This is a genomic window from Malikia granosa (assembly GCF_002980595.1).
Classification (GTDB): Bacteria; Pseudomonadota; Gammaproteobacteria; order Burkholderiales; family Burkholderiaceae_C; genus Malikia; species Malikia granosa.
The window spans coordinates 1-23,523 of record NZ_PVLQ01000082.1; the positions used below are offsets into that span (position 1 = coordinate 1).

22 protein-coding genes and 2 pseudogenes are annotated in these 23,523 nt (G+C 67.7%); 12 read left to right on the forward strand and 12 right to left on the reverse strand.

Annotated elements, in window-relative coordinates; all coding sequences use genetic code 11:
* Positions 1–92 precede the first annotated feature (92 nt).
* The 4 genes and pseudogenes from C6P64_RS18825 to radC form a co-directional block, all read right to left on the reverse strand.
* The gene (locus tag C6P64_RS18825; RefSeq protein ID WP_483869227.1) at positions 93–500 is read right to left on the reverse strand and encodes a CZB domain-containing protein; all 408 of its coding nucleotides are present in this window, start codon (positions 498–500) and stop codon (positions 93–95) included.
* Positions 480–1,256 (reverse strand): annotated as a pseudogene (locus C6P64_RS18830) (methyl-accepting chemotaxis protein); the annotation flags it as partial. The pseudogene C6P64_RS18830 and the gene C6P64_RS18825, both read right to left, overlap by 21 nt.
* Positions 1,251–1,577 (reverse strand): annotated as a pseudogene (locus C6P64_RS18835) (HAMP domain-containing protein); the annotation flags it as partial. The pseudogenes C6P64_RS18830 and C6P64_RS18835, both read right to left, overlap by 6 nt.
* 211 nt (positions 1,578–1,788) lie before the next feature.
* Positions 1,789–2,463, reverse strand: coding sequence for a RadC family protein (gene radC / locus C6P64_RS15490; RefSeq protein WP_105749466.1), 675 nt, complete (start codon positions 2,461–2,463; stop codon positions 1,789–1,791).
* A 134-nt stretch (positions 2,464–2,597) separates the two neighbouring features.
* On the opposite strand from radC, the gene C6P64_RS15495 reads away from it, so the two are divergent.
* Genes C6P64_RS15495 through serS form a run of 3 tightly spaced genes read left to right on the forward strand, consistent with a single transcriptional unit; the run spans position 2,598 to position 5,350 of the window.
* Positions 2,598–3,044, forward strand: coding sequence for an FKBP-type peptidyl-prolyl cis-trans isomerase (locus C6P64_RS15495; RefSeq protein ID WP_105749448.1), 447 nt, complete (start codon positions 2,598–2,600; stop codon positions 3,042–3,044).
* On the forward strand, positions 3,044–3,985 hold the full coding sequence (ispH, locus tag C6P64_RS15500; RefSeq protein WP_105749449.1) for a 4-hydroxy-3-methylbut-2-enyl diphosphate reductase: 942 nt from the start codon (positions 3,044–3,046) through the stop codon (positions 3,983–3,985). Before C6P64_RS15495 ends, ispH begins: the two co-directional genes overlap by 1 nt.
* Positions 3,986–4,018: 33 nt before the next feature.
* Positions 4,019–5,350 carry a serine--tRNA ligase gene (gene serS, locus C6P64_RS15505; protein WP_105749450.1) on the forward strand — a complete coding sequence of 444 codons (1,332 nt, stop codon included), beginning with the start codon at positions 4,019–4,021 and terminating at the stop codon, positions 5,348–5,350.
* Positions 5,351–5,417: 67 nt separating this feature from the next.
* Here serS and gloA read toward each other — a convergent pair whose 3' ends face one another.
* The 3 genes from gloA to C6P64_RS15520 all read right to left on the reverse strand — a co-directional run bounded on the left by gloA (position 5,418) and on the right by C6P64_RS15520 (position 7,938).
* Positions 5,418–5,831, reverse strand: coding sequence for a lactoylglutathione lyase (gene gloA, locus C6P64_RS15510; RefSeq protein ID WP_105749451.1), 414 nt, complete (start codon positions 5,829–5,831; stop codon positions 5,418–5,420).
* A 71-nt stretch (positions 5,832–5,902) separates the two neighbouring features.
* The gene (locus C6P64_RS15515; protein ID WP_105749452.1) at positions 5,903–7,264 is read right to left on the reverse strand and encodes a sensor histidine kinase; all 1,362 of its coding nucleotides are present in this window, start codon (positions 7,262–7,264) and stop codon (positions 5,903–5,905) included.
* A complete protein-coding gene (locus C6P64_RS15520; RefSeq protein WP_105749453.1) occupies positions 7,261–7,938 on the reverse strand; it encodes a response regulator transcription factor in 678 nt (225 codons plus the stop codon). The genes C6P64_RS15515 and C6P64_RS15520 overlap by 4 nt, the downstream gene beginning before the upstream one ends.
* Positions 7,939–8,438: 500 nt before the next feature.
* On the opposite strand from C6P64_RS15520, the gene C6P64_RS15525 reads away from it, so the two are divergent.
* A complete protein-coding gene (locus tag C6P64_RS15525; protein ID WP_105749454.1) occupies positions 8,439–10,085 on the forward strand; it encodes a L,D-transpeptidase family protein in 1,647 nt (548 codons plus the stop codon).
* Between the two features lie 14 nt (positions 10,086–10,099).
* Positions 10,100–10,660: a peptidoglycan L,D-endopeptidase MepK gene (gene mepK, locus C6P64_RS15530; RefSeq protein WP_105749455.1), complete on the forward strand. Its 561-nt coding sequence runs from the start codon at positions 10,100–10,102 to the stop codon at positions 10,658–10,660.
* A gap of 108 nt (positions 10,661–10,768) precedes the next feature.
* On the opposite strand, the gene C6P64_RS15535 is transcribed toward mepK, so the two are convergent.
* Complete coding sequence (locus C6P64_RS15535; RefSeq protein WP_105749456.1) at positions 10,769–12,526, reverse strand: DEAD/DEAH box helicase; 1,758 nt, start codon at positions 12,524–12,526, stop codon at positions 10,769–10,771.
* A gap of 267 nt (positions 12,527–12,793) precedes the next feature.
* Here C6P64_RS15535 and ettA point away from each other — a divergent pair, with 267 nt between their 5' ends.
* The 4 genes from ettA to C6P64_RS15555 all read left to right on the forward strand — a co-directional run bounded on the left by ettA (position 12,794) and on the right by C6P64_RS15555 (position 16,350).
* The gene (gene ettA / locus C6P64_RS15540) at positions 12,794–14,458 is read left to right on the forward strand and encodes an energy-dependent translational throttle protein EttA (RefSeq protein ID WP_105749457.1); all 1,665 of its coding nucleotides are present in this window, start codon (positions 12,794–12,796) and stop codon (positions 14,456–14,458) included.
* Between the two features lie 91 nt (positions 14,459–14,549).
* A complete protein-coding gene (locus C6P64_RS15545) occupies positions 14,550–15,113 on the forward strand; it encodes a DUF1415 domain-containing protein (protein WP_105749458.1) in 564 nt (187 codons plus the stop codon).
* 182 nt (positions 15,114–15,295) lie between these two features.
* Complete coding sequence (locus C6P64_RS15550) at positions 15,296–16,003, forward strand: response regulator (protein ID WP_105749459.1); 708 nt, start codon at positions 15,296–15,298, stop codon at positions 16,001–16,003.
* 8 nt (positions 16,004–16,011) lie between these two features.
* Complete coding sequence (locus C6P64_RS15555; RefSeq protein WP_245911761.1) at positions 16,012–16,350, forward strand: Hpt domain-containing protein; 339 nt, start codon at positions 16,012–16,014, stop codon at positions 16,348–16,350.
* Between the two features lie 22 nt (positions 16,351–16,372).
* Here C6P64_RS15555 and C6P64_RS15560 read toward each other — a convergent pair whose 3' ends face one another.
* Positions 16,373–16,879, reverse strand: coding sequence for a YqaA family protein (locus tag C6P64_RS15560; RefSeq protein ID WP_105749467.1), 507 nt, complete (start codon positions 16,877–16,879; stop codon positions 16,373–16,375).
* 167 nt (positions 16,880–17,046) lie between these two features.
* Between C6P64_RS15560 and dusB the strand changes: the two genes are divergently transcribed.
* The 3 genes from dusB to purH are packed head-to-tail and all read left to right on the forward strand — an operon-like array spanning position 17,047 to position 19,927.
* The gene (gene dusB, locus C6P64_RS15565; RefSeq protein ID WP_105749461.1) at positions 17,047–18,057 is read left to right on the forward strand and encodes a tRNA dihydrouridine synthase DusB; all 1,011 of its coding nucleotides are present in this window, start codon (positions 17,047–17,049) and stop codon (positions 18,055–18,057) included.
* Positions 18,054–18,296 (forward strand): helix-turn-helix domain-containing protein, encoded by a 243-nt coding sequence (locus tag C6P64_RS15570; RefSeq protein ID WP_105728443.1) that lies wholly within the window; start codon positions 18,054–18,056, stop codon positions 18,294–18,296. The genes dusB and C6P64_RS15570 overlap by 4 nt, the downstream gene beginning before the upstream one ends.
* A 44-nt stretch (positions 18,297–18,340) precedes the next feature.
* The gene (gene purH / locus C6P64_RS15575; protein WP_105749462.1) at positions 18,341–19,927 is read left to right on the forward strand and encodes a bifunctional phosphoribosylaminoimidazolecarboxamide formyltransferase/IMP cyclohydrolase; all 1,587 of its coding nucleotides are present in this window, start codon (positions 18,341–18,343) and stop codon (positions 19,925–19,927) included.
* A 185-nt stretch (positions 19,928–20,112) separates the two neighbouring features.
* Here purH and C6P64_RS15580 read toward each other — a convergent pair whose 3' ends face one another.
* The 3 genes from C6P64_RS15580 to C6P64_RS15590 form a co-directional block, all read right to left on the reverse strand.
* Positions 20,113–20,376 (reverse strand): hypothetical protein, encoded by a 264-nt coding sequence (locus C6P64_RS15580; protein WP_105749463.1) that lies wholly within the window; start codon positions 20,374–20,376, stop codon positions 20,113–20,115.
* A 176-nt stretch (positions 20,377–20,552) separates the two neighbouring features.
* On the reverse strand, positions 20,553–21,293 hold the full coding sequence (locus C6P64_RS15585; protein WP_105749464.1) for a response regulator transcription factor: 741 nt from the start codon (positions 21,291–21,293) through the stop codon (positions 20,553–20,555).
* Positions 21,290–23,332: a PAS-domain containing protein gene (locus tag C6P64_RS15590; protein ID WP_105749465.1), complete on the reverse strand. Its 2,043-nt coding sequence runs from the start codon at positions 23,330–23,332 to the stop codon at positions 21,290–21,292. The genes C6P64_RS15585 and C6P64_RS15590 overlap by 4 nt, the downstream gene beginning before the upstream one ends.
* Positions 23,333–23,523 lie beyond the last annotated feature (191 nt).

Below are 23,523 nucleotides of genomic sequence, written 5' to 3' on the forward strand. Positions count from 1 at the left end.
TGTGATGTTTGCGGCCTTCATCACCGTCGCGTTCATCGCCGAGGTCCTTCGATTGCGTTAACAGGCCCTAGTGGCTTGCCGCCTGGGCAGGCTCAGAAGCCCACGCGCTTGACGGTCGAGAGGACGTGCACCACGTTGCGCGTCGCGTTGCTGAACGGCGTGCCCGGTGCCAGTGCATCCTCAGCGTCGCTGAAGCGACGCGCATTGATCATCACTGCCACGCCGCCCGCCACCTGGTGGAAGTCGCGGTGCTGCGACAGCAGGTCGACGAAGGAGGGCGAGCCGCCAAAACGCCGCTTGCCGTCCCCGTAGATCCATTGACCCAGCGCGCAGCAATCGTCGCGCTTGAGGGTCTCGGTATCGACCGACTCGTGATTCTCGATCGCCTCGCGCAACTTGACCTTCCACTGCCTGTGCGCGTCGATGAAGGCGTCCATGTCCAGGCCCTCGACTTTCGAGCTCGAGCGGGTTTCGCCTGGCAGCCGGAACTCGTCCACCATCGCGGCCATCCTGATCGCGGCCGCCTGCTGGCTGCTGGCGGCGGCGGCCGTTTCCTCGACCAGCGAGGCATTGGCCTGGGTGCTCTGGTCCAGCCCCTGGATCGCCATGCCGATCTGCGCGATACCCTGGCTTTGCTCGCGTGCGGCCCGCGCCACCTCTTCCATCAGCTGGCGCACATGGTCGGCGTTGGTCACGATTTCCTGCATCTCGTTGCCGGCCCCGCGCACCACCTCGACCCCATGGTTGATCTCGCCGACGCTGGTGCTGATCAGGCCCTTGATCTCGCGCGCGGCCGTCGCGCTGCGCTGCGCCAGGCTGCGCACTTCGCCGGCCACCACGGCAAAGCCCCGGCCCTGCTCGCCCGCGCGCGCGGCTTCCACGGCCGCGTTGAGCGCCAGGATATTGGTCTGGAAGGCGATGCCGTCGATCACGCCGATGATGTCGTTGATCTTGCTCGAGGAGACCTGGATATGCTCCATGGTGCTGACCACGTCCTCCATCACCTGTCCGCCGCGCTGCGCGACCACGGCGTTGTTGAGCGCCAGCTCGGACGCCTTGGCCACCGATTCAGCGGTATGCGCCGTCACCGAGCTCGACTGGTCGAGCGCGGCCGCCAGTTCCTCGAGCGCCGCCGCCGCTGATTCGACCCGGCTTGACAGATCCTGCGCCCCGCCCGCGATTTCGCTGCTCGACTGGACCACCTCGGAGCTGCTCGACTGGACCAGCACCACGGTCTCGCGCAGTCCGATCTGCATGTTGTTCAATTCACGCAGCAGCCGGGTGAACTCGTCCTTGCCCTGGGCCTGGATATCGTTGCGCAACTCGCCCATCGAGATGTTGATCATGTGGCGCCGCAAGGCCTTCACGCCGCCTAAGACCGAGCGGTGAAAGCTGATTCCCAGGTAGGCCGACAGCGTCAGACCCAGGCCGAAGCTGCCCCAGGCCAGCGGGGCGCCCACGACGGTGCTCGCCTGCGCGGCCAGCCAGGCGGCCAGCAGGACCATGGGGGCGAGCGTCAGGCTCATCTTGGCCGGGAACCTGAGTCCCAGCATCAATTGCTTGGTTAAGGAAAACATCGGCTAGGAAATGGCCCTTGGTGATGGATGGCTTGGAAGTCTGGAAGCGCTGCCGCCAGGCAGGAAAAAACCGCTTTCCTTGTGCGCTGGATCAGATGGGTGCATTCGGAGCATTTTTCCTACTACATCTATATTAAACATTTTTTACAGCAATTGTTCGCCAGACGACCTGAATTTGGCCTGGGGCAATCCCGCGCCCAGCCGGATGGGCTCAGACCAGGCCGAGCTCGGCCATCGAGCGGCAGGCCGACGCGGTGACGACGAAGTGATCGAGCACGCGCACGTCGACCAGCGACAGCGCGGATTTCAGCGTCTGCGTCAGCATCTCGTCGGCGCGCGAGGGCTCGGCCGTCCCGCTCGGGTGGTTGTGCGCCAGCACCACGGCCGCCGCATGGTGGTGCAGCGCGCGCAGCACGACTTCTCTCGGATAGACCGAGGTCTGCGCCAATGTGCCGCGGAACAACTCCTCGAGCGCCAGCAACCGGTGCTGGCTGTCGAGGAACAGCACCGCGAACACCTCGTGCGGCTTGTGGCCGAAATGCAGCTGCAGGTAATGCGCGACCGCCTGCGGGCTGTCGAACAGCGGCTTCTGCCGGATCTGCTGCGCCAGCGCGCGGCGCGCGAGCTCGACCACCGCCAGCAGCTCGGCGCGCTTGGCCGGCCCCAGGCCCTTGATGCGCCCGAGCTCGTCGGCGCCGCTGTGCAGCAGGCCGGCGACGCCACCGAAGGCATCGACCAGCTCCTGCGCCAGCAGCAGCACGTTCTTGCCCGCGATGCCGGTGCGCAGCAGCAGCGCGAGCAGCTCGGCGTCGCTGAGCGCCCCAGGTCCGCGCTGCAGCAGCTTCTCGCGCGGGCGCGAGTCGCTCGGCAGTCCTTCGAGTGGAATGCGCTTGCCGGCCATGCGGGAGCCCTCCCTTTCCTACAATAGGGGTTTGGCGCCCCTGCCCGGTGCGTGCTCTGGCGCACGCCTCCCGGGTCTGTGCGGTGTTTTTAATTTTTGCGTCCGCAGGTGTCAACCCCATGGCTCAAGTCGAATCCGATTCCTTCCTCACCTTGCATTACCGCCTCTCGGGTCCGGACGGGCGCGATTTCATCAATACCTTCGAGGCCCAGCCGGCCACGCTCAGCCTGGGCAGCGGCGAACTCTCGCCCGCGATCGAGGCGCGCCTGCTCGGCCTGGAAGAGGGCACCCACACCGTGATCGAGCTCGCCCCCGGCGAGGCCTTTGGCGAGCGCCAGCCCGAGATGGTGCAATGGGTCGCGCGCAAGCTGCTCGACCAGCTCGGCGACCGCAACGAGCAATATGTCGCGGGCGACGTGGTGCAGTTCCCGACCCCCGACGGCCTGGGCAGCTATGCCGGCACCGTGCTCGAGGTCAATGCCGACGGCGCGGTGCGCTTCGACTTCAACCACCCGCTGGCCGGCCAGCCGGTGCGCTTCGAAGTCCAGCTGATCGGGGTGCTGTGATGGAGCAGGTCCTGCTGGCCGAGCCGCGCGGTTTCTGCGCCGGCGTCGATCGCGCGATCGAGATCGTCGAGCGCGCGCTGGAGAAGTTCGGTCGCCCGATCTATGTCCGGCACGAGATCGTGCACAACACCCATGTCGTCAACGACCTGAAAGACCGCGGCGCCATCTTCATCGAGGAGCTGTCCGAGGTGCCGCCCGGCGCGACCCTGGTGTTCAGCGCCCATGGCGTGAGCCAGGCGGTGCAGCGCGAAGCCGAGGCACGCGGATTCCGCATCTTCGACGCCACCTGCCCGCTGGTGACCAAGGTCCATGTCGAGGTCGCCAAGCTGCACAAGGAAGGCTACGAGTTCATCATGATCGGCCACAAGGGCCACCCCGAGGTCGAGGGCACGATGGGCCAGCTCGACAGCGGCATCCACCTGGTCGAGGACGTGGCGGACGTGGCCAAGGTCCAGCCCGCGCAGACCGACAAGCTCGCCGTGGTGACCCAGACCACGCTCAGCGTCGATGACGCCGCCGCGATCACCGCCGCCGTCAAGGCGCGCTTTCCAAACATCCGCAGTCCCAAGCAGCAGGACATCTGCTATGCGACGCAGAACCGCCAGGATGCGGTCAAGCTGCTCGCGACCCAGGTCGATGCGGTGGTCGTGGTCGGCAGCCCGACCAGCTCGAACACCAACCGCCTGCGCGAGCTCGCCGAGCGCCTGGGCGTGCCGGCCTACATGGTCGACGACGCCAGCGAGCTGCAGGACGCCTGGTTCGCGGGCCGCTCCAGCGTCGGCGTGACCGCCGGTGCCTCGGCGCCCGAGGACCTGGTGCAGGGCGTGGTCCAGCGCCTCAAGGCGCTTGGCGCGACCGCGGTGCGCAGCCTCGACGGCGTGCGCGAGACCACCAAGTTCCCGCTGCCCAAGGGACTCAAGATCGAAGCCGACCCGGCCTGAGCGCCGCGCCGGTCCCCATTCCTAAGGATCAACATGCTAGATATCACCCTGCTGCGCAAGGACCTCGACGCCGTCGTCGAGCGACTGCAAACCCGCAAGAACCCGCAAGCCTTCCTCGACGTCGATGCCTTCCAGTCGCTCGAGCACGAGCGCAAGTCGCTGCAGATCCGCACCGAGGAGCTGCAGAGCAAGCGCAACACCCTGTCCAAGCAGATCGGCCAGCTCAAGGGCAAGGGCCAGCATGCCGAGGCCGATGCCGTGATGGCCGAGGTCGGCCAGTACAAGACCGAGCTCGAGCATTCCGCTGCGCGGCTGGACCAGATCCAGGGCGAGCTGCTGGCGCTGCTGCAGGCGGTGCCCAACCTGCCGCACGAGAGCGTGCCGGTCGGCGCCGACGAGTCCGGCAACGTCGAGCTGCGCCGCTGGAGCCCGCAGGGTGGCTACGGCGCCAATCCGCCCGAACTCGGCTTCGAGGCCAGGGACCATGTCGCGCTGGCCGAGCCGCTCGGGCTGGACTTCGAGACCGCGGCCAAGCTGTCGGGCTCGCGCTTCGCCGTCATGAAGGGGCCGGTCGCGCGCCTGCACCGCGCGCTGGCGCAGTTCATGCTCGACCTGCAGACCCAGCAGCATGGCTACACCGAGTGCTACGTGCCCTACATCGTCAACGCCGAGTCGCTGCGCGGCACCGGCCAGCTGCCCAAGTTCGAGGCCGACCTGTTCGCGGCCAAGAAGGGCGGCCAGGAAGGCGAGGAGGTGCCCGACACCCAGGCCTTGTACCTGATCCCGACCTCCGAGGTGCCGCTGACCAACTTCGTGCGCGACGAGATCGTGGCCGAATCCGAGCTGCCGATCAAGCTGACCGCGCACAGCCCCTGCTTCCGCTCCGAGGCCGGCAGCGCCGGTCGCGACACGCGCGGCCTGATCCGCCAGCACCAGTTCGACAAGGTCGAGATGGTGCAGATCGTCCACCCCGAGAAGAGCTACGAGGCGCTGGAGGAAATGACCCGCCACGCCGAGGCCGTGCTGCAGGCGCTGGGCTTGCCCTACCGCGTGATCGCGCTGTGCACCGGCGACATGGGCTTCGGCTCCGCCAAGACCCACGACCTCGAGGTCTGGCTGCCGGCGCAGAACACCTTCCGCGAGATCAGCTCGGTGTCCAACTGCGAGGCCTTCCAGTCGCGCCGGCTGCAGGCCCGCTTCAAGAACGCGCAGGGCAAGAACGAACTCGTGCACACGCTCAACGGCTCCGGCCTGGCGGTCGGCCGCACCCTGGTCGCGGTGCTCGAGAACTACCAGAACGCCGACGGTAGCATCAGCGTGCCGGTCGCGCTGCGGCCCTACCTGGGCGGCGCGGTCACGCTCTGATCCTGCACTGGCTCCAGGATCGAACACGCCCCCTCGCGCAGGGGGCGTTCTGTTTGCCGATGCGGCTTCAGCGCAGCCCGACGCCGGCCTGGTCCTCGGCGCGCTGGATCAGCTCGATCTTGTAGCCATCCGGGTCGGTCACGAAGGCGATCACGGTGCTGCCGCCCTTGACCGGGCCGGCCTCGCGCGTGACCTGGCCGCCGGCGGCCTTGATCTTTTCGCAGGCGGCATAGGCGTCGGGCACGCCGATGGCGATATGGCCGTAGGCCGTGCCCAGCTCGTAGCTCTCGGTGCCCCAGTTGTAGGTCAGCTCGATCTCGGCCTGGGCCGGGTTGCCGCCCTCGTAGCCCAGGAAGGCGAGCGAGTACTGGTACTCGGGGTTCTCGGAGCGGCGCAGCAGGCTCATGCCCAGCACCTGGGTGTAGAAGGCGATCGAGCGCTCGAGGTTGCCAACGCGCAACATGGTATGCAAGATTTTCATGTGCCTGATTGTGCGATATCGGCTGGCCGGCCGCGCCGCTGCGCGGGAAATTCCCTGGGTCCGACCTGGCTTCAGGCCAGCCCGCCGGCGGGCCATTCGATGCGCACCGTGAGCCCGCCGCCCGGGGTGTCGAGCAGGCTCAAGCTGGCCTGGTGCTGTTCGGCGATCTGGCGCACGATCGCCATGCCGAGGCCGCTGCCGGTGGTGTCGGCCGGGCGCAGCCGCACGAAGCGCTGCAGCACCCGCGCCTTGTCGGCATCGGCGATGCCGGGGCCGTCGTCGGCCACCTCGAGCCGCTTGCGGCCGTCTTGCCGCTGCAGCCGGACATCGATGCGCGCGCCTTCGGGACAGTAGCGCAGCGCGTTGTCGATCAGGTTGTCGATCAGCACGCGCAGCTGGTGCAGGTCGCCCTTGACCTCGAGCGGACCGTCCGACTCCAGCCCGAGGTCGATCTGCTTGTGCTCGGCCTGGGGCAGGAAGGCCAGCACCCGCTCGCGCGCGAGCTGCTCGAGCGCGACCGGCTGCATCTCGAGCGGCCGTGCGTCGGGCTCGAGCCTGGCCATCTGCAGCAATTGCGCGACCAGGTGCACCGCGCGCTCGATGCCCGCCTCCAGCTCGTCGAGCGAGACCGGCTGGCCCTGTGCCCGGGCCTGCTGCGCGAGCTGGACCTGCAGCTTGATCGCGGCCAGCGGGGTGTTGAGCTCGTGCGCGACATCGGCCAGGAAGGCGCGCTGGGTCGCCAGCAGCCGGTCGACCTTGGCCAGCAGCTGGTTCAGCGTGTCGACCAGGGGCAAGATCTCGTCTGGCATCTCGTCGGGCTCCAGCGGGCTCAGCAGCGCGACATCGCGCGCGCCGATCTCCTCGCGCAGCCGGCGCAGCGGCTGCAGCGCACCGCTGACGGCCGCGCTGATCAGGAAGCCCAGCAGCACCAGCAGCAGCACCAGCGGGGCCAGCAGGGCTGGCACATATTCGAGGAAGGCGCGCCAGCGGCGCTCGGCCGGAGTCGCCACCTGGATCACGCGCTCGCGGTCGCGCAGCGTGTAGATGCGCCAGCGCGTGCCGTCCCATTCGACCTGGTGCAGGCCGGGTTCCTGCAGCGGCGGGCCGGTGTCGGTCAGCGAGGAGTAGATCAGCCGGCCATTGCTGGTCCAGATCTGGCTCACGAACTGGCCATCGTCCTGGATCGGGTTCGGCGTCGGCTCGGCCGCCTGGGTCGGGTCGGCAGGCGTGCTTGGCTCCGGATCGGGCTGGTCGGTCAGCCAGTCCTGGGTGTCGTGGCGCACGATCGAATAGGCGATCTGCTCGAGGCCGTAGTCGCGTATCGCGTTGAAGCCGCGCCAGGCCATCTCGTAGGTCAGCGCGCTGGCCAGCAGGCTGCTCAGCAGCAGCGCGCCGATCAGCCAGACCAGCAGGCGCGAGCGGATTGAGTTCATGGCGCAGGCCGCGCCGCCGAGGCATCGACCAGCTTGTAGCCCACGCCGCGCACGTTCTTGATCCAGTCGCTGCCGAGCTTGCGGCGCAGGTGGTGCAGGTGGACCTCGATCGCGTTGCTCGCGACCTCTTCCTGCCAGCCGTAGAGCCTGGCCTCGAGCTGTTCGCGCGACAGCACCGTGCCGGGGCGCTCCATCAGGTGCTCGAGCAGGTCGAACTCGCGCTGCGAGAGCTCGAGCCCCTGGCCGGCGAGCCAGGCTTCGCGCCGGATCGGGTCGAGCTGCAGCGTGCCGCAATGGAGCACCGGCTGGCTGCGGCCCTGGTTGCGCCGGATCAGCGCGTGCAGGCGGGCGACCAGCTCGTTGAGGTCGAAGGGCTTGGTGATGTAGTCGTCGGCACCGCGGTTGAGGCCGCCGATCCGGTCTTCCACCGTCTGGCGGGCCGACACGATCAGCACCGGCAGGTGCTGGCCACGCTGGCGCAGGGCCTCGAGCACCTGCAGCCCGTCGAGCCCGGGCAGGCCGAGGTCGAGCAGCAGGGCATCGTGGCTGTCGGCCACGGTCTTGAGCACGGCAGCGCCGTCCTTGACCCAGTCGACCTGGAACCCGGCCAGCTTGAGGGCTTTTTGCATGCTGGAGCCCAGCATGTCGTCGTCTTCGGCTAATAGCAGTCGCATGGCATCGTCAACAGTAGATGCCTGGATTGTCGGTAAAAAGTGGCGCGCTTGACGATGGCGTCCACCCACAGGGCCTGCCGGCCCCGAAAGTTCTTCAGGCAGCGGCGGTCTGGGTCTGGACCGGACGGACGGTCACGGCAGCAGCGGTCAGGATGGCGAACAGGGATTTTTTCATCTCGGACTCCTAATGTCGGGGAGCGGCCAGGTCATCCCAGCCACCATGCGAGCGATTCTGCGCGGCCAGACTTAGGGAAAACTTATGGTTCATTAAGCGTTGCAGGAAAACCGCATCGCCCGGGTCCTGGGCGCGAAGGCTGGGCCCAGGCCGGGCTGCGGCGCCAGACCTTGCACGGCCCCGGACAGCCCTGGATATGCGAACATGGCACCATGAAAGAAGCTGACATCCGCCAATTGGCCGCCAGCATGCTGGCGGAAATCGCCCCCGAGGCCGACTATCCCAGGCTGTTCACGCTGCGCGGCGTGATCGCCTGCCTGACGCGATGAAGCGCCTGGCCTGCTCCCCGGTGCCTGGCGTCGTACCGGTGGACGGCCTGTTCCGGCGTCGCTTGCTGCTGACGGCACTGGCCTGCACGGTCGCCGGCCCGCTGCGCGCGCTGGCCGCGGACCTGGCGGCTGCGAGCGGGGGCCGGCTCTGGCTCGACGAGTCGGGCCACCCGCTGCCGCAGACCAGCGCGGCCTTGCACCTGCTGGCCGACGCGGCCAGCCATGGCCTCGATCCGCAGGACTACGAGGCCGCCGGCCTGGCCCAGGCCTTTTCCCGGCCGCTCGCGCCCGGACCGCAAGCCGATGCCGCCGAGCAAGCCCTGACGCGCGCCTTCGAGCATTACCTGACCGACCTGCACCGCGGCCGCATCGACCCGGTCCAGCTCGGTCAGCGCTACCGTCCGGGCCGGCAAGTGCCTTTCGACCCTGGCCAGCTGCTGCGCACCGCCTTGCAGCGGCAGGAACCGGCGGCGGCGGTCGCCGCAGCGGTACCGCAGCTGTCCCAGTACGGCCGGCTGCGCCAGGCGCTGGCGCGCTACCGCAGCCTGGCTGGACACCCGGCCTGGAACGAGGCGCTGCCGCAGCTGCCCAGGCCGGCCCAGTCGCGCACGCGCAAGCTCGAGCCGGGCCAGCCCTGGAGCGGCCTGGAGCGATTGGCCCAGCGCCTGCAGCTGCTCGGCGATCTCGCGGCCGGCACGGCAGCGCCGTCGGCGGGTGCCGTGGATGCCGGGTCCGGAGCGCCGCGCTACGAGGTCGAGCTGGTCGAGGCGGTGCGCCGCTTCCAGCAGCGCCACGGCCTGGAGCCGGACGGCGTGATCGGCGCCACCACCCTGGCGCAGCTCGAGGTCGATCCGGCCGCCCGCGCGCACCAGATCGAGCTCGCGCTCGAGCGCCTGCGCTGGACCCCGCTGCTCAAGGCCAGGCGCATGGTGGTGGTCAACCTGCCCGAGTTCATGCTGCGTGCCTACGAGGTCGCGTCGGATGGCAGCGTGCGCGTCGCGCTCGAGTCCCGGGTCGTGGTCGGGCGGGCGCTCGACACCCGCACGCCGCTGTTCGACGAGGACATGCGCTTCATCGAGTTCAGCCCCTACTGGAACATTCCGCCCTCGATCGCGCGCGCCGAAACCATCCCGAAGTTGCGCCGCGACCCGGGCTACTTCGATCGCATGGGCTTCGAGTTCGTCGGCGCCGACGGCAGTGTCCAGCGCGCGCTCTCGGGCGCCCATCTCGATGCGGTGCTGGCCGGCCGGATGCGCATCCGCCAGCGCCCCGGCCCGCAGAACGCGCTCGGCGACATCAAGTTCGTCTTTCCCAACGCCGACAACATCTACCTGCACCACACGCCGGCAGTCTCGCTGTTCGGTCGCGAGCGGCGCGACTACAGCCATGGCTGCATCCGGGTCGAGAAGCCGGTCGAGCTGGCCGAATTCGTGCTGCAGGGCATGGCGGGCTGGGACCGGGCGCGCATCGAGTCGGCGATGGCGCAAGGCAGCTCGAACACGCTCAAGCTGGCCGATCCGGTACCGGTGCTGATCCACTACGGAACTACCTTGGTCAAGGGTGATCAAATCTACTTCTTCAACGATCTGTACGGCCATGACCGCCGGCTCGACGCCGCACTGAGGCAGCACCGGCCTGGCTGACTCCCTAGCTTTCCATGACACCTCCGCATCTGCCGGCACGACGCCGTTTTTTTGCCCGCAGCAGCGGGCTGATCGCTGCTGCCGCCTTGCCGGCCTGGGCGCACGCGAGCGCCAGCCCGAATGCCGCCGCAGGCCGCTCGCTCGAGTTCTTTCACACCCACACCCACGAGCGCCTGAACCTGGTCTATGCGGTTGGCGACCAGTTCCAGCCCGATTCGCTCGGGCGCCTGAACCGCTTCCTGCGCGATCACTATACCGGCGAGGTCGGCAGCATGGATCCGCTGCTGTTCGAGCAGCTGCACCGGGTGCGTGCGCTGCTCGGCGCGCGCATGCCCTATGACGTGATCTCGGGCTACCGCTGCCCCGATACCAATGGCCGGCTGCGCCAGAAGGGCGGCGGGGGCGTGGCCAAGAAGAGCCTGCACATGGAAGGGCGCGCGATCGATGTCCGCCTGCCCGGCGTCCCGCTGGCCGAGCTGCGCGACGCGGCGCTGTCGCTGCAGGCCGGCGGCGTCGGCTTCTACCCGGATTCGCAGTTCGTCCACCTCGATACCGGGCGCGTGCGCCGCTGGTGAGCCGCGCCCGGGCCCAGAGCTGGCCCGGGCGCCTGGCCTGACCCCTGCCAAGCAAAAACGGCGTGGCCCCGAAGGGCCACGCCGTTTTCATATTGCTGCGGCTAGGGCTTACTTGATGCGGCCATAGCTGGTGCGCAGCGGATCGATGCCGCCGCCACCGCCGCCCTGGCGACCCGGGCCGCCATTGCCGGGACGACCGCCGCCGCCCGGACGGCCGCCGCGGCCGCGACCGCGCTCGCCTAGGGCGTCGATGCCGGTGCGCAGCGGATCGGGCTGGCGCGCCGCGCCGCCCTGGCCACCTTGGGCGCCCGGACCGCCGCGGCGGCCTTCGGCACCGCCGCGGAATTCGCCACGCGCGTCAGCGCCGCGGCCTTCGCCGCGCGGTGCACCCGGACGGCCACCGTCCTGGCGCGGCCGGTTGCGGCCCTGGCCTTGACCCTGGCCCAGCGCGCCGCCGGCGCCCTGGCCACCCGGACCGCGACGGCGTTGGCCGTCCTGGCGCGGCGGCTGGCTGTCATCGGCCTGTTCGCCTTCGGCGCGCGCGCTGCGCGGCTTGGCGGCCCGCGGCGCCTTTTCGGTGGTCTTCTTGTCGCGGATGCGTTCCATCATCTCGCTGCGCGCGGCCTTGGCGGCAGCGGCCATCACTTCGCGGCTCGGCGGCTTGCCGGCTCCACCCCAGATGGTCTGGCGGCCCATCGCGATCGGCTCGGCCTTCTCGCCCGGCTCGGGCATGAACTCGTCGAAGATCTCGACCGGGATCTGCTGCTTGGTGAACTTCTCGATCGCCATCATGAAGCCTTCCTCGTCCAGGCTCACCAGGCTGACCGCCTCGCCCAGCGCGCCGGCACGACCGGTGCGGCCGATGCGGTGCACATAGTCCTCGCAGACGTTGGGGATCTCGTAGTTCACGACATGCGGCAGCTCGTCGATGTCGATGCCGCGCGCGGCGATGTCGGTCGCCACCAGGGCGCGCAGCTCGCCGGTCTTGAAGCCGGCCAGCGCCTGGGTGCGCGCGGTCTGGCTCTTGTTGCCGTGCAGCGCCATCGCGCTGATGTTGTTCTTGTTCAGGAAGTCGGCGACGTTGTTGGCACCGAACTTGGTGCGCGTGAACACCAGCACCTGGCTCCAGTTGTGCAGGTTGATGATGTGCGCGAGCAGCGCCTTCTTCTTGCCGCGGCCGACCGGATGAATGGTCTGCTTGATGCGCTGCACCGTGGTGTTGGGCGGGGTGACCTGGATGCTCTTGGGGTCGTTGAGCAGGCCGTTGGCCAGTTCGCGGATCTCGTCGCTGAAGGTGGCCGAGAACAGCAGGCTCTGCTTGTTCTTGGGCACCAGCTTGAGCACCTTCTTGACGTCGTGGATGAAGCCCATGTCGAGCATGCGGTCGGCTTCGTCGAGCACCAGGATCTCGACCTGGGACAGGTCGATATGGCCCTGTTCGATCAGGTCGAGCAGGCGACCCGGGGTCGCGACCAGGATGTCGACGCCTTTTTGCAGCGCGTTGATCTGCGGGTTCATGCCGACGCCGCCGAAGATCACGGCCGACTTGAGCTTGAGGTGCTTGCCGTAGGCCTTGACCGATTCCTCGACCTGGGCCGCGAGTTCGCGCGTCGGCGCCAGCACCAGCGCGCGCACCGGGCGGGCCTTGCCCTTGACGGCTTCGGGCGCGCTTTCCTGCAGGCGGTGCAGCATCGGCAGCGTGAAGGCGGCGGTCTTGCCGGTGCCGGTCTGGGCGCCGGCGAGCAGGTCGTGGCCCGCGAGCACGGCGGGGATGGCTTCGGCCTGGATCGGCGTCGGGTGTTCGTAGCCCTGCTCGCGCACGGCTTCGAGGATGGCCGGGGCCAGCTTCAGTTCTTCAAATGTCATGTTGTTGGGGGCGCAAGTCCGTTGCGCTTGGGACATCGGCCATTCCAGCGCCCATTTGTGTTGGGCGACCGGCCAGTCTAGCGGGCTGATGCGAATCGAAGGCGGGCTCCGTGGCCGACCGGACAGGTCGGGCGGTAAGCCCCAGCAGGGCGCTGGCGTGGCACTGACTGCAGGTGCACACGCTGACATTGTCGCATAAAGGGATAATGCATGGTTGCACGCAAGTGGCCTTGCGTTTTTGCCGATCTATCACCTACTACCTGTCCCATGGCCCAATACGTTTTTTCCATGAACCGCGTCACCAAGACCGTGCCGCCCAAGCGGCAGATCTTGAAGGACGTCTCCATCAGCTTCTTCCCCGGTGCCAAGATCGGCGTGCTGGGCCTGAACGGCTCCGGCAAGTCGACCCTGCTCAAGATCATGGCCGGCATCGACAAGGAGATCGAGGGCGAAGCGATCGCGATGCCGGGCATCAAGATCGGCTACCTGCCGCAGGAGCCGCAGATCGATCCCGAGCAGACCGTGCGCCAGGCGGTGGAGGAGGGCATCGGCGGCGCGCTGAAAGCCAAGGCCCGCCTCGAGGAGGTCTACGCCGCCTATGCCGAGGAAGATGCCGACTTCGACGCGCTGGCTGCCGAGCAGGCCGAGCTCGAGGCCATCATCGCCGCAGCCGGCTCCGAGAACACCGACCTGCAGCTCGAGCTGGCTGCCGACGCGCTCAACCTGCCGCCCTGGGACGCCATCATCAAGAACCTGTCGGGTGGCGAGAAGCGCCGCGTCGCGCTGTGCCGCCTGCTGCTGTCCAAGCCCGACATGCTGCTGCTCGACGAACCGACCAACCACCTGGACGCCGAATCGGTCGAGTGGCTCGAGCAGTTCCTGAGCCGCTTCCCCGGCACCGTGGTCGCGATCACCCACGACCGCTACTTCCTCGACAACGCCGCCGAGTGGATCCTTGAACTCGACCGTGGCCATGGCATCCCGTACAAGGGCAACTACTCCGACTGGCTGGACCAGAAGGAACGCCGCCTCGAGACCGAGCAGCGCACCGAGGACGCCCGCACCAAGGCGATGAAGGAAGAACTCAAGTGGGTGCGCAGCAACGCCAAGGGCCGCCAGGCCAAGAGCAAGGCGCGCCTGGCCCGCTTCGAGGAGCTGTCGGACGTCGACTACCAGAAGCGCAACGAGACCAACGAGATCTTCATCCCGGTGGCCGATCGCCTGGGCAACCAGGTGATCGAGTTCAAGAACGTCAGCAAGTCCTTCGGCGAGCGCCTGCTGATCGACAACCTGAGCTTCTCGGTGCCGCCGGGCGCCATCGTCGGCATCATCGGCCCCAACGGCGCCGGCAAGTCGACCCTGTTCCGCATGATCCAGGGCGTCGAGACGCCGGATGCGGGCGAGGTCACCATCGGCCAGACCGCCAAGCTGGCCTTCGTCGACCAGAGCCGCGAGAGCCTGGACGCGAGCAAGACGGTGTGGGAAGACGTCTCGGGCGGCCTCGACAACATCGTGGTCGGCAAGTTCGTGATGCCGAGCCGTGCCTACATCGGTCGCTTCAACTTCAAGGGCAACGACCAGCAGAAGCTGGTCGGCAACCTGTCGGGCGGTGAGCGCGGCCGCCTGCACCTGGCCAAGACCCTGGCCCAGGGCGGCAACGTGCTGATGCTCGACGAACCGTCGAACGACCTCGACGTCGAAACCCTGCGCGCGCTCGAAGAGGCGCTGCTCGAGTTCGCCGGCTCGGCCATGGTGATCTCGCACGACCGCTGGTTCCTCGACCGCATCTGTACCCATATCCTGGCCTGCGAGGGCGACTCGCAGTGGAAGTTCTTCGACGGCAACTTCACCGAGTACGAGGCCGACAAGAAGAAGCGCCTGGGCGAAGAGGGCGCGCGTCCCAAGCGCGTGCGCTTCAAGGCCCTGAAGTAATCCGCGACCGACCCCGGTTCCATCCATGGATGCCGCCGCGCCAGGGCCTGATCGGACCCCGGTGCGGCGGCATCGTCACGAAAGGTATCCCATGTCCGAAAACACCCAGGCCCCGAGCGACGAGCAGGTGCAAGCCGAGATGCGGCGCTGGATCGAGCAGGCCGTCATCGGGCTCAATCTGTGTCCGTTCGCCAAGTCGGTCTATGTCAAGAACCAGGTCCGCATCGTGGTCAGCCGCGCGCGCAACATCGACGCCTTGCTCGACGACCTGGATCGCGAGCTCGAGCTGCTCAAGACCACGCCGGCCGAGCAGGTCGACACCACCTTGCTGGTGCACCCGACGCTGTTCCCGGACTTCTTCGTCTTCAACGACTTCCTCAACGTGGTCGACGAGGTGCTGGAAGAGCATGAGCTCGAGGGCGTGATCCAGGTCGCGCCCTTCCACCCGGCCTTCCAGTTCGAGGACACCGAGCCCGACGACGCCGACAACCTCACCAACCGCGCGCCCTATGCGACGCTGCACCTGCTGCGCGAGGACAGCATCGACCGCGCGGTCGAGTCGGGCGACAGCGCCGAGGACATCGTCGAGCGCAATCTCAAGACGGTGCGCGCGCTCGGCCTCGAAGGCTGGAAGCGCCTGCTCTCAGGCCAGTGATCCGGGGTCGGGGCCTGGCCAGCCGCCTGGCCGGACTGCCTCCTGGTGAAAAAATGCGCTCCCATTAGCCATCTGGGGGCGTTTTTTTCTTGTAGCTGCAGGAATATTTAATAAAATAGCTAAATAAGCTTCCTGTAGTGCTCACTAACTGAGTCTTGTCCTGTCGATTTGCGAGCTGCACCATGTCCAACACCGAGATGTCCTCGTCCAACTATTACACCACGCTGGAGGTGGCCAAGATCCTGGGCATGGCGGTGCGGTCTGTTCAGCTGATGGTCGATCGTGGTGACCTGCAGGCCTGGAAGACTCCAGGCGGTCACCGCCGCATCACGCGCGAGTCGCTCGAGCGCTGGATCCAGGGCAGCCGCGCTGGCGTCACTGGCGTGGCCAGCTTCACCGGACACACCGGCGAGATCCGCGGCCCGGGCCGCCGCCGCGCCATCGTCCATGTGCCGCGCGTGCTGCTGATCGAGGACTCCTCGCATTTCCAGAACCTGGTCACGATGCTGGTCAAGCAGAAGTTTCCGGCGGTCGACCTGCATGTGGCCAATGACGGCATCACCGGCCTGGTGTCCTTCGGCCACCTGCAGCCGGACCTGATCATTGTCGACATCCTGCTGCCAGGCATCGATGGCGCGACCATGATCACCGGCCTGCGCCGCCATGCGCTGTTCGGCAATTGCAAGCTGATCGTGCTGACCTCGCTCGACGAGGACCAGCGCGCGCCCTATGCCTTTGCGCTGCAGGGCGCCGACGTGGTGCACAAGCCCAAGCTGGTCAGCGAGCTGCCGCCGCTGATCGACAAGGCGCTGGGCCATCTGTTCGCGCCTGCCATGTCCGACAAGAGCGGTGACGAGGCGCTGGACACCGAAGCCGCAGAAGCCGAATGAGCCAGCCGATGAGGCCGTCCGATTCACTCCCGCCGCACGAGCAGCAGGCGGTTGCCGTCTATTTCGACGGCGACGCCGAGTTCTACCGGGTGTTCCGCGCCTCGGCGGTGCAGCAGTTCCCGGTCGACCTGCAGGAGGGCGATGCCGCCGTCCAGGCCGGCGATGCCCAGGCCCTGCGCCGCGCTGCGCACACGCTCAAGGGCGTGCTGCTGACCCTGGGCTATGCCGAATTGTCGGCTTTCGCCAAGCAGGTGGAGCTGGCGGCCCACCAGGCACCCTGGGACGAGGCGGTCGCCGGCTGGCGCGAGCTGTGCGCGCGCCTGGTCGCCGCCTTCGGCCTGGCCTGAGCTCCTTCGCCCCGTCCGGGCCTCAGCCGGCTGCCTTGAGCAGCCAGCCCGGCAGTTGCAGGCCTTCGGCGGCCCAGAGCAGGCCTGCAGTCAGCATCAGGTAGCGCAGGAACTTGCCGATCGCCATGTAGCAGGCGCAGGCCAGCGGCGGAAACTTGAGCCAGCCGGCAACCAGGCAGAGCGGGTCGCCGACGACGGGCAGCCAGGCCAGCAGGCAGGCCTTGGGGCCGAAGCGCTCGAGCCAGTCCACCGCCCGCAGATGGGTGGCATGGCCGCGTTCGCGGTCGATCAGGGCATGGGCGCCCCAGCCCATGGCCCAGCTGACCATGCCGCCCAGGGTGTTGCCGAGCGTAGCGACGCCGATCGCGGGCCAGAACAGTTCGGGGTTGAGCTTGACCAGCCCGAACACCACCGGTTCCGAGCCCATTGGCAGCAGCGTGGCCGACAGGAAGGCGACCACGAAGGCCGTGCCCAGCCCGTACTCGGGCAGGCTCAGGGTCTGCAGCAGCGTCGTCATCCAGGCTTCCATGACGACAGTATAGGAGGCCGTCGTGACAGTCATCGAAGGGACGGATTTGCCCTGCGACCCCGCGAGCGGCTACAATTGGTGCCTCCTTTTTGAGCATCCGCTGTCCGGCGCCTTTCTGCGCGTCGGCCGGCGGGTTTTTATTTTCACCGCCCGAAGTCCCTGTCTGCATGCGCATCGGTCCCTATGAGCTCCCGAACGCCCTGTTCGTCGCCCCCATGGCCGGGGTGACGGACCGGCCGTTCCGTCGCCTGTGCAAGCAGCTCGGCGCCGGCTACGCGGTCAGCGAGATGGTGACCTCGCGTCCCGACCTGCGCGACAGCCTGAAGACCTCGCGCCGTGCCGACCACCGCGGCGAGCCGGGCCCGATCGCGGTCCAGATCGCCGGCACCGATGCCGAGATGATGGCCGACGCCGCGCGCTACAACCTCGACCGCGGCGCGCAGATCATCGACATCAACATGGGCTGCCCGGCCAAGAAGGTCTGCAACAAATGGGCCGGTTCGGCGCTGATGCAGGACGAGGCGCTGGCGCTGCAGATCGTCGAGGCCGTGGTCGCCGCCTGCGAGCCGCATGGCGTGCCGGTCACGCTCAAGATGCGCACCGGCTGGTGCCAGTCGGTCAGGAATGCGCCGGCGCTCGCGCTGGCGGCCGAGCGCGCCGGCGTGCAGATGCTGACCGTGCATGGCCGCACCCGCGAGCAGGGCTACAAGGGCGTCGCCGAGCATGAGACCGTGGCCGCGATCAAGGCCAGCCTGCGCATCCCGGTGGTGGCCAATGGCGACATCGACAGCCCGGAGCGTGCGCGCGAGGTGCTGCGCGCGACCGGCTGCGATGCGGTCATGATCGGCCGCGCGGCACAGGGCCGGCCCTGGCTGTTCCGCGAGATCGGCCATTTCCTCGCGACTGGCACCCATCTGGCGCCGCCGACGGCGGCCGAGCTGCGCACGCTGATGCTCGAGCACCTGCAGGAGCATTACGAGCTCTACGGCGAATACACCGGCGTGCGCAGCGCGCGCAAGCACCTGGGCTGGTATGCGCGCGCGCTGCCGGTCGATCCGCTGGCGGTGGAGCAGTTCCGCACCCGCATCAATGCGATCGAGGATTGCGCGGCCCAGCTCGACTGCGTGCGCGAGTTCTTCGACGCCACCCCCTTCGAACCCTGGAAACTGGCTGCATGAGCACTGAAAAGCAATCCCTGCAAGACTGCGTGCGCGAGAACGTCGAAACCTATTTCGCCGACCTCGACGGCACCGAACCGGCCAACCTGCACGACATGCTGATGCGTGCGGTCGAGAAGCCCATGCTCGAGGTCGTGATGGCGCGCGCCCAGTTCAACCAGTCGCGCGCTGCCGTCTGGCTCGGCCTGAACCGCAACACCCTGCGCAAGAAGCTGCTCGAGCATGGCCTGATCGCCTGAGCCCGCAGCCGTCCGCCCCACCGTTTATTCACTTTGGAAAAGCCATGAAAGCTCTCCTTTCCGTTTCCGACAAAACCGGCGTGCTCGAACTCGCGCGCGAACTCAACGCCCTGGGCGTGCAGCTGATCTCGACCGGCGGCACCGCCAAGCTGCTGGCCGACAACGGCCTGCCCGTGACCGAAGTCGCCGAGGTGACCGGCTTCCCCGAGATGCTCGACGGCCGCGTCAAGACCCTGCACCCGATGGTGCATGGCGGCCTGCTGGCGCGCCGCGACTTCCCCGAGCACATGGCGGCGCTGCAACAGCACGGCATCGGCACCATCGACATCCTGGTGGTCAACCTGTACCCGTTCGAGTCGACGGTGGCCAAGCCCGGCTGCACGCTGGCTGATGCCATCGAGAACATCGACATCGGCGGCCCGGCCATGGTGCGCTCCGCGGCCAAGAACTGGAAGGATGTCGCGGTGCTGACCGACGCCGACCAGTACGCCGAAGTCGTCGCCGAGCTCAAGGCCGGCGCCATCAGCAGCCAGACCCGCTTCAAGCTGTCGGTCGCTGCCTTCAACCGCATCAGCCAGTACGACGCCGCGATCAGCAACTACCTGTCCTCGGTCGACCTGAGCGCCGGCGTGCCGGATGACGAGGCGCAGCCGCAGCGCCTGGCCTTCCCGGGCCAGAGCAATGCCAACTACGTCAAGCTGCAGGACCTGCGCTATGGCGAGAACCCGCACCAGAGCGCCGCCTACTACCGCGACGCCAACCCGCTGCCGGGTTCGCTGGTCACCGGCGTGCAGCTGCAGGGCAAGGAGCTGTCCTACAACAACATCGCCGATGCCGACGCCGCCTGGGAATGCGTCAAGAGCTTCGACGTGCCGGCTTGCGTGATCGTCAAGCATGCCAACCCCTGCGGCGTCGCCGTCGGCCAGGACTCGCATGAGGCCTACAGCAAGGCCTTCCAGACCGACCCGACCAGCGCCTTTGGCGGCATCATCGCCTTCAACCGTCCGCTCGACGGCAAGGCCGCGCAGGAAGTGGTCAAGCAGTTCGTCGAGGTGCTGATCGCGACCGACTTCACGCCCGAGGCGCTGGCGATCTTCAAGCCCAAGGCCAATGTGCGCCTGATGAAGATCGAGCTGCCCGCTGGCGGTGCCGAGCAGGGCCGCAATGCGGTCGACATCAAGCGCATCGGCTCGGGCCTGCTGCTGCAGAGCGCCGACAACCACGACATGACGCTGGCCGACCTCAAGGTCGTGACCGTCAAGCAGCCGACCCCGCAGCAGATGGAAGACCTGCTGTTCGCCTGGAAGGTGGCCAAGTACGTCAAGTCGAACGCGATCGTGTTCTGCAAGGACGGCATGACCATGGGCGTGGGCGCCGGCCAGATGAGCCGCCTCGACTCGGCGCGCATCGCCAGCATCAAGGCCGAGCATGCCAAGCTGACGCTGCAGGGCACGGCGGTCGCGAGCGACGCCTTCTTCCCGTTCCGCGACGGCCTGGACGTGGTGGTCGATGCCGGCGCGAGCTGCGTGATCCAGCCGGGCGGCTCGATGCGCGACCAGGAAGTGATCGACGCGGCCAACGAGCGCGGCGTGGCGATGGTGTTCACCGGCGTGCGCCACTTCCGCCACTGATCGCTTTGGCGGGCTGACCCGCATTGCAGGCAGGCGAGGTCGCGGCGGGAGCCGCCGGCCTCATCTGTCCGCTGTGCGGCCAGCAAGTCGGTCGTCAGCTCCCGCCCCGACCCAATCATGGGCCTGATCTGCCCCTGATCTGTCTTGTCAAGCCGCTTTTTGCGGCTTGAGTCTCTTGTGGGCCGTCAGTCGGCCTTGCGGGTGGCGGAGCGGATCGCGGCGGCCAGATGCTTGACGCGCTCGACCGCATTCTGTGCCGACTCGAGCACTTCCTGCTTTTCTTCCGGGTCCAGGCACTCGACGGCGTCGAGCAGCTTGGAGTGGATCAGCGACTGGCTGATCTCGGACAGGGTTTCGGCGTCGATGTTGTCCTGCGACGCGAACAGCACCGCGAGGATCATTTCGTGGCCGATGGCCTCGCCGACGGTCTGGTTATTGAGGGAGCGCATGGCTGGGTTTCCTGGGTTGAGGGGGAGTGGGTCTTTTTTTGCGTTCAACTGTGCCGTTCACGGCGGGCGGGCTGCGGACCTGCATCCAGGCCCCACCTACCGTGATCGATCAGCTTACCATTACTGATTGACCAATTTTCATTGACAAGTGACGGGTCAAGCGGAATTGGACGAACTCATGACCAGATGACGGCGGCCGTGAACATGTAGCCGGCGCCGTAGACGGTCTTGATGATCTTGGGGTTCTGCGGGTCGGGTTCGAGCTTGCGCCGGATGCGTGAGATCCGCACGTCGATGCTGCGGTCCATCGGCGACAGGTGGCGCTGGCCGAGCAGCTGCTCGCGCGTGAGGATCTGGTGCGGGCGCTCCAGGAAGGCGTTGAGCACCCGCGACTCGGCATTGCCGAGCACATGTTCCCCGCCTTCGGGGTCGCGCAGGGTGTTGGCGGCGCAATCCCAGCCCCAGTTCAGGAAGCGGGCATAGCGGCGCTGCCGCGCCTCCGGGGCTGAGTCCTGCGGCTGGCGGCGGCGCAGGATGCTGCGCACGCGCGCGACGAGCTCGCGCGGGTCGAAGGGTTTGGTGATGTAGTCGTCCCCGCCGAGCTCGAGTCCCATCACCCGGTCGACCGGATGGTCGCGGCCGGTCAGGATCAGCACGCCGCAGGAACTGACCTGGCCGATCTGCCGCACCAGCTCGATGCCGTCCATGTCGGGCAGGCCGAGATCGACGATGCACAGCGCCGGATGTTCGGCCCGGATATGCTGCAGCACCGAGCCGCCGTCGCCGAAGCGCCGGACCTGGAACTGGAACGATTCCAGCATCCGGACCACGAGTTGCGCCACCCCGCTGTCGTCCTCGATGACGAAGATCAGCGGGCTGCAGGCATTGGGTTTTTGCGGGGTAGGGGCTTCGTTCATGGCCTGGCACCAGAGAGGGCATGCAGCAGTTCGGCGCGCGAGAACGGCTTTTGCAGCAGCGGCACTTCTGCCGCCACTGCACGGTTGGGCACGAAGGCGCTCATCAGCACGATGCGCGGGATGCTGCCCTGCGCGCGCGCATGGGCCACGACGCCGAGGCCGTCGATCGCGCCTGGCATCACGACATCGGACAGCAGCAGCTCGATGCCCCGGGTGTGGTCGATCAGGTCGATGGCCTCGGCGCCGTTTTCCGCCTCGATGACCGAGAAGCCGATGTCGAGCAGCTCGCGCCGCAGCAACTGGCGCAGGCCCGGATCGTCCTCGACCAGCAGGGCCAGGCCGCGCCGGCCCTCGGACGGGATTTCGGTCGCCAGTTCGGGCTCGTTGGCCAGTCCGGCCGAGGCGGCCTCGACCTCGTGCAGCGGGAAGAAGATCGAGACGGTGGTGCCTTGTTCGACCTGGCTGCGCAGTTCGATCGCGCCGGCCGATTGCTGGACGAAGCCGTAGACCATCGCCATGCCCATGCCGCTGCCTTGTCCCGGCGCCTTGGTGCTGAAGAAGGGCTCGAAGATCCGGTCCATGGTCTGCTGGTCCATGCCGCAGCCGTCGTCCTCGACGCTGAGCTGCGCGTACTGGCCGGCGGCCAGGCCCAGCTTGGCGGCGGCCGCGGCTTCCAGGGTGGCCAGGCGGCAGCGGATCGTGATCCGGCCCTTGCCGCCGGTGGCATCGCGGGCGTTCAGCGCCAGGTTCAGCAAGGCGTCCTGCAGCTGGTTCGGGTCCAGCCGCACCACGAGGGGCTGCGGCCAGGGCTCGGTGACAAAGCTCAGGCTGTCGGGCAGCACGCCGCGCAGCAGCGTCGCGGTGCTGGCCAGGCACAGGTTGAGGTCCTCGACCCGGCTGCTCAGCGGGTGCTTGCGCGCAAAGGACAGCAGGCCCCGGATCAGGTCCGAGCCGCGCAGCGCGGCATCGAGGGCTGGCTTCAGGTAGTCGTTGCGGTAGGGCTGCAGCGCCGGGATCTCGGCCAGCGCCGTCAGGTTGCCCTGGACCACGGCCAGGATGTTGTTGAAGTCATGCGCCAGGCCACCGGTCAGCAGTCCCAGCGCCTCCATCTTCTGCGCCTGTGCCATGCGGTCATGCGCCAGTCGCTCGTCCGTCACATCGAAGGTCAGCTCGAAGCAGCCGACCACTTCGCCTTCCGGGCTGGTCTCGGGAATCAGGCTGGTGCGCGCGATGCGCTGGCCCCGGTGCACCGTCTGCACCTCGTACTCGAAGCTGACGGCAGCTCCCTTGACGGCCTGCATGACATAGGGCCTGATCCTCGAGTAGGTGTCCTCGCCGAGGAAGGCCCGGGCCTTGATCGTTTCCGGTCGGCTCGGATCGACGCCGAACCAGTCGCGGTAGCCGCGGTTGACATAGTGGTAATGGCGGTCATGGCCGAAATAGGCCAGCAGCGCGGGGATCGAGTCGGTGATCAGCCGCATCCGGCCCTCGCTGCGCACCAGTGACAGGGCGATTGCCTCGTTGCGCTCGAGCGCCTGACGCAGGTGCGCGTTGGTCTGCAGCAGCTCGGTCGTGCGCTCGGCCACCCGGGCCTCCAGCAGGGCGTTCTGCTCGCGGATCAGCGCCTCGCGGTGCCGGGACTCGGTGACGTCGGAGTAGAAGGTGATCAGGCCCCGGCCGGGAACCGCCAGGCCGCGCACGCTCAGCACGCTGCCGTTCGGGCGCGTCCGCTCGAGGTCGTATTCCTCCAGGCTCCTGGCCACTGCGACCAGTTCCGCCGTCTGCGCTTCGGGGTCGCCGGGGCCGTATTCGCCGCGCAGGGCGTTGCAGTGGATGAAGCTCTCGAAGGGGGCGCCGGGATAGGCCATCTCGGGTGGAAAGTCGAACAGGCGCAGGAAGGATTGGTTCCAGACCACGAGCCTCAGGTCCTTGTCGACCAGGACGATGCCCTGGTCGATCCGGTCGAGCGCCGCCTGCAGGGCGTCGCAGCGCGACGATGCCTCGGGCAGCGGATGATGGGATTGGACAGGGTCGTCCATGGTTCCTCGTGCAGGCATGGTCAATGTGGGCAAATTCTAGGATTCTGTGCCGGTCCGGCGCCGATCTTGCAAACATTCGTCACATTTGACGAAGACTGGTGCAAAGATGGTTGTCGATGATAGGAGGAGATGCAGCCTGAAAAACCTGACCAGGCATGAGCCCACCTTCACAGGAGACAACCGTGACCCGA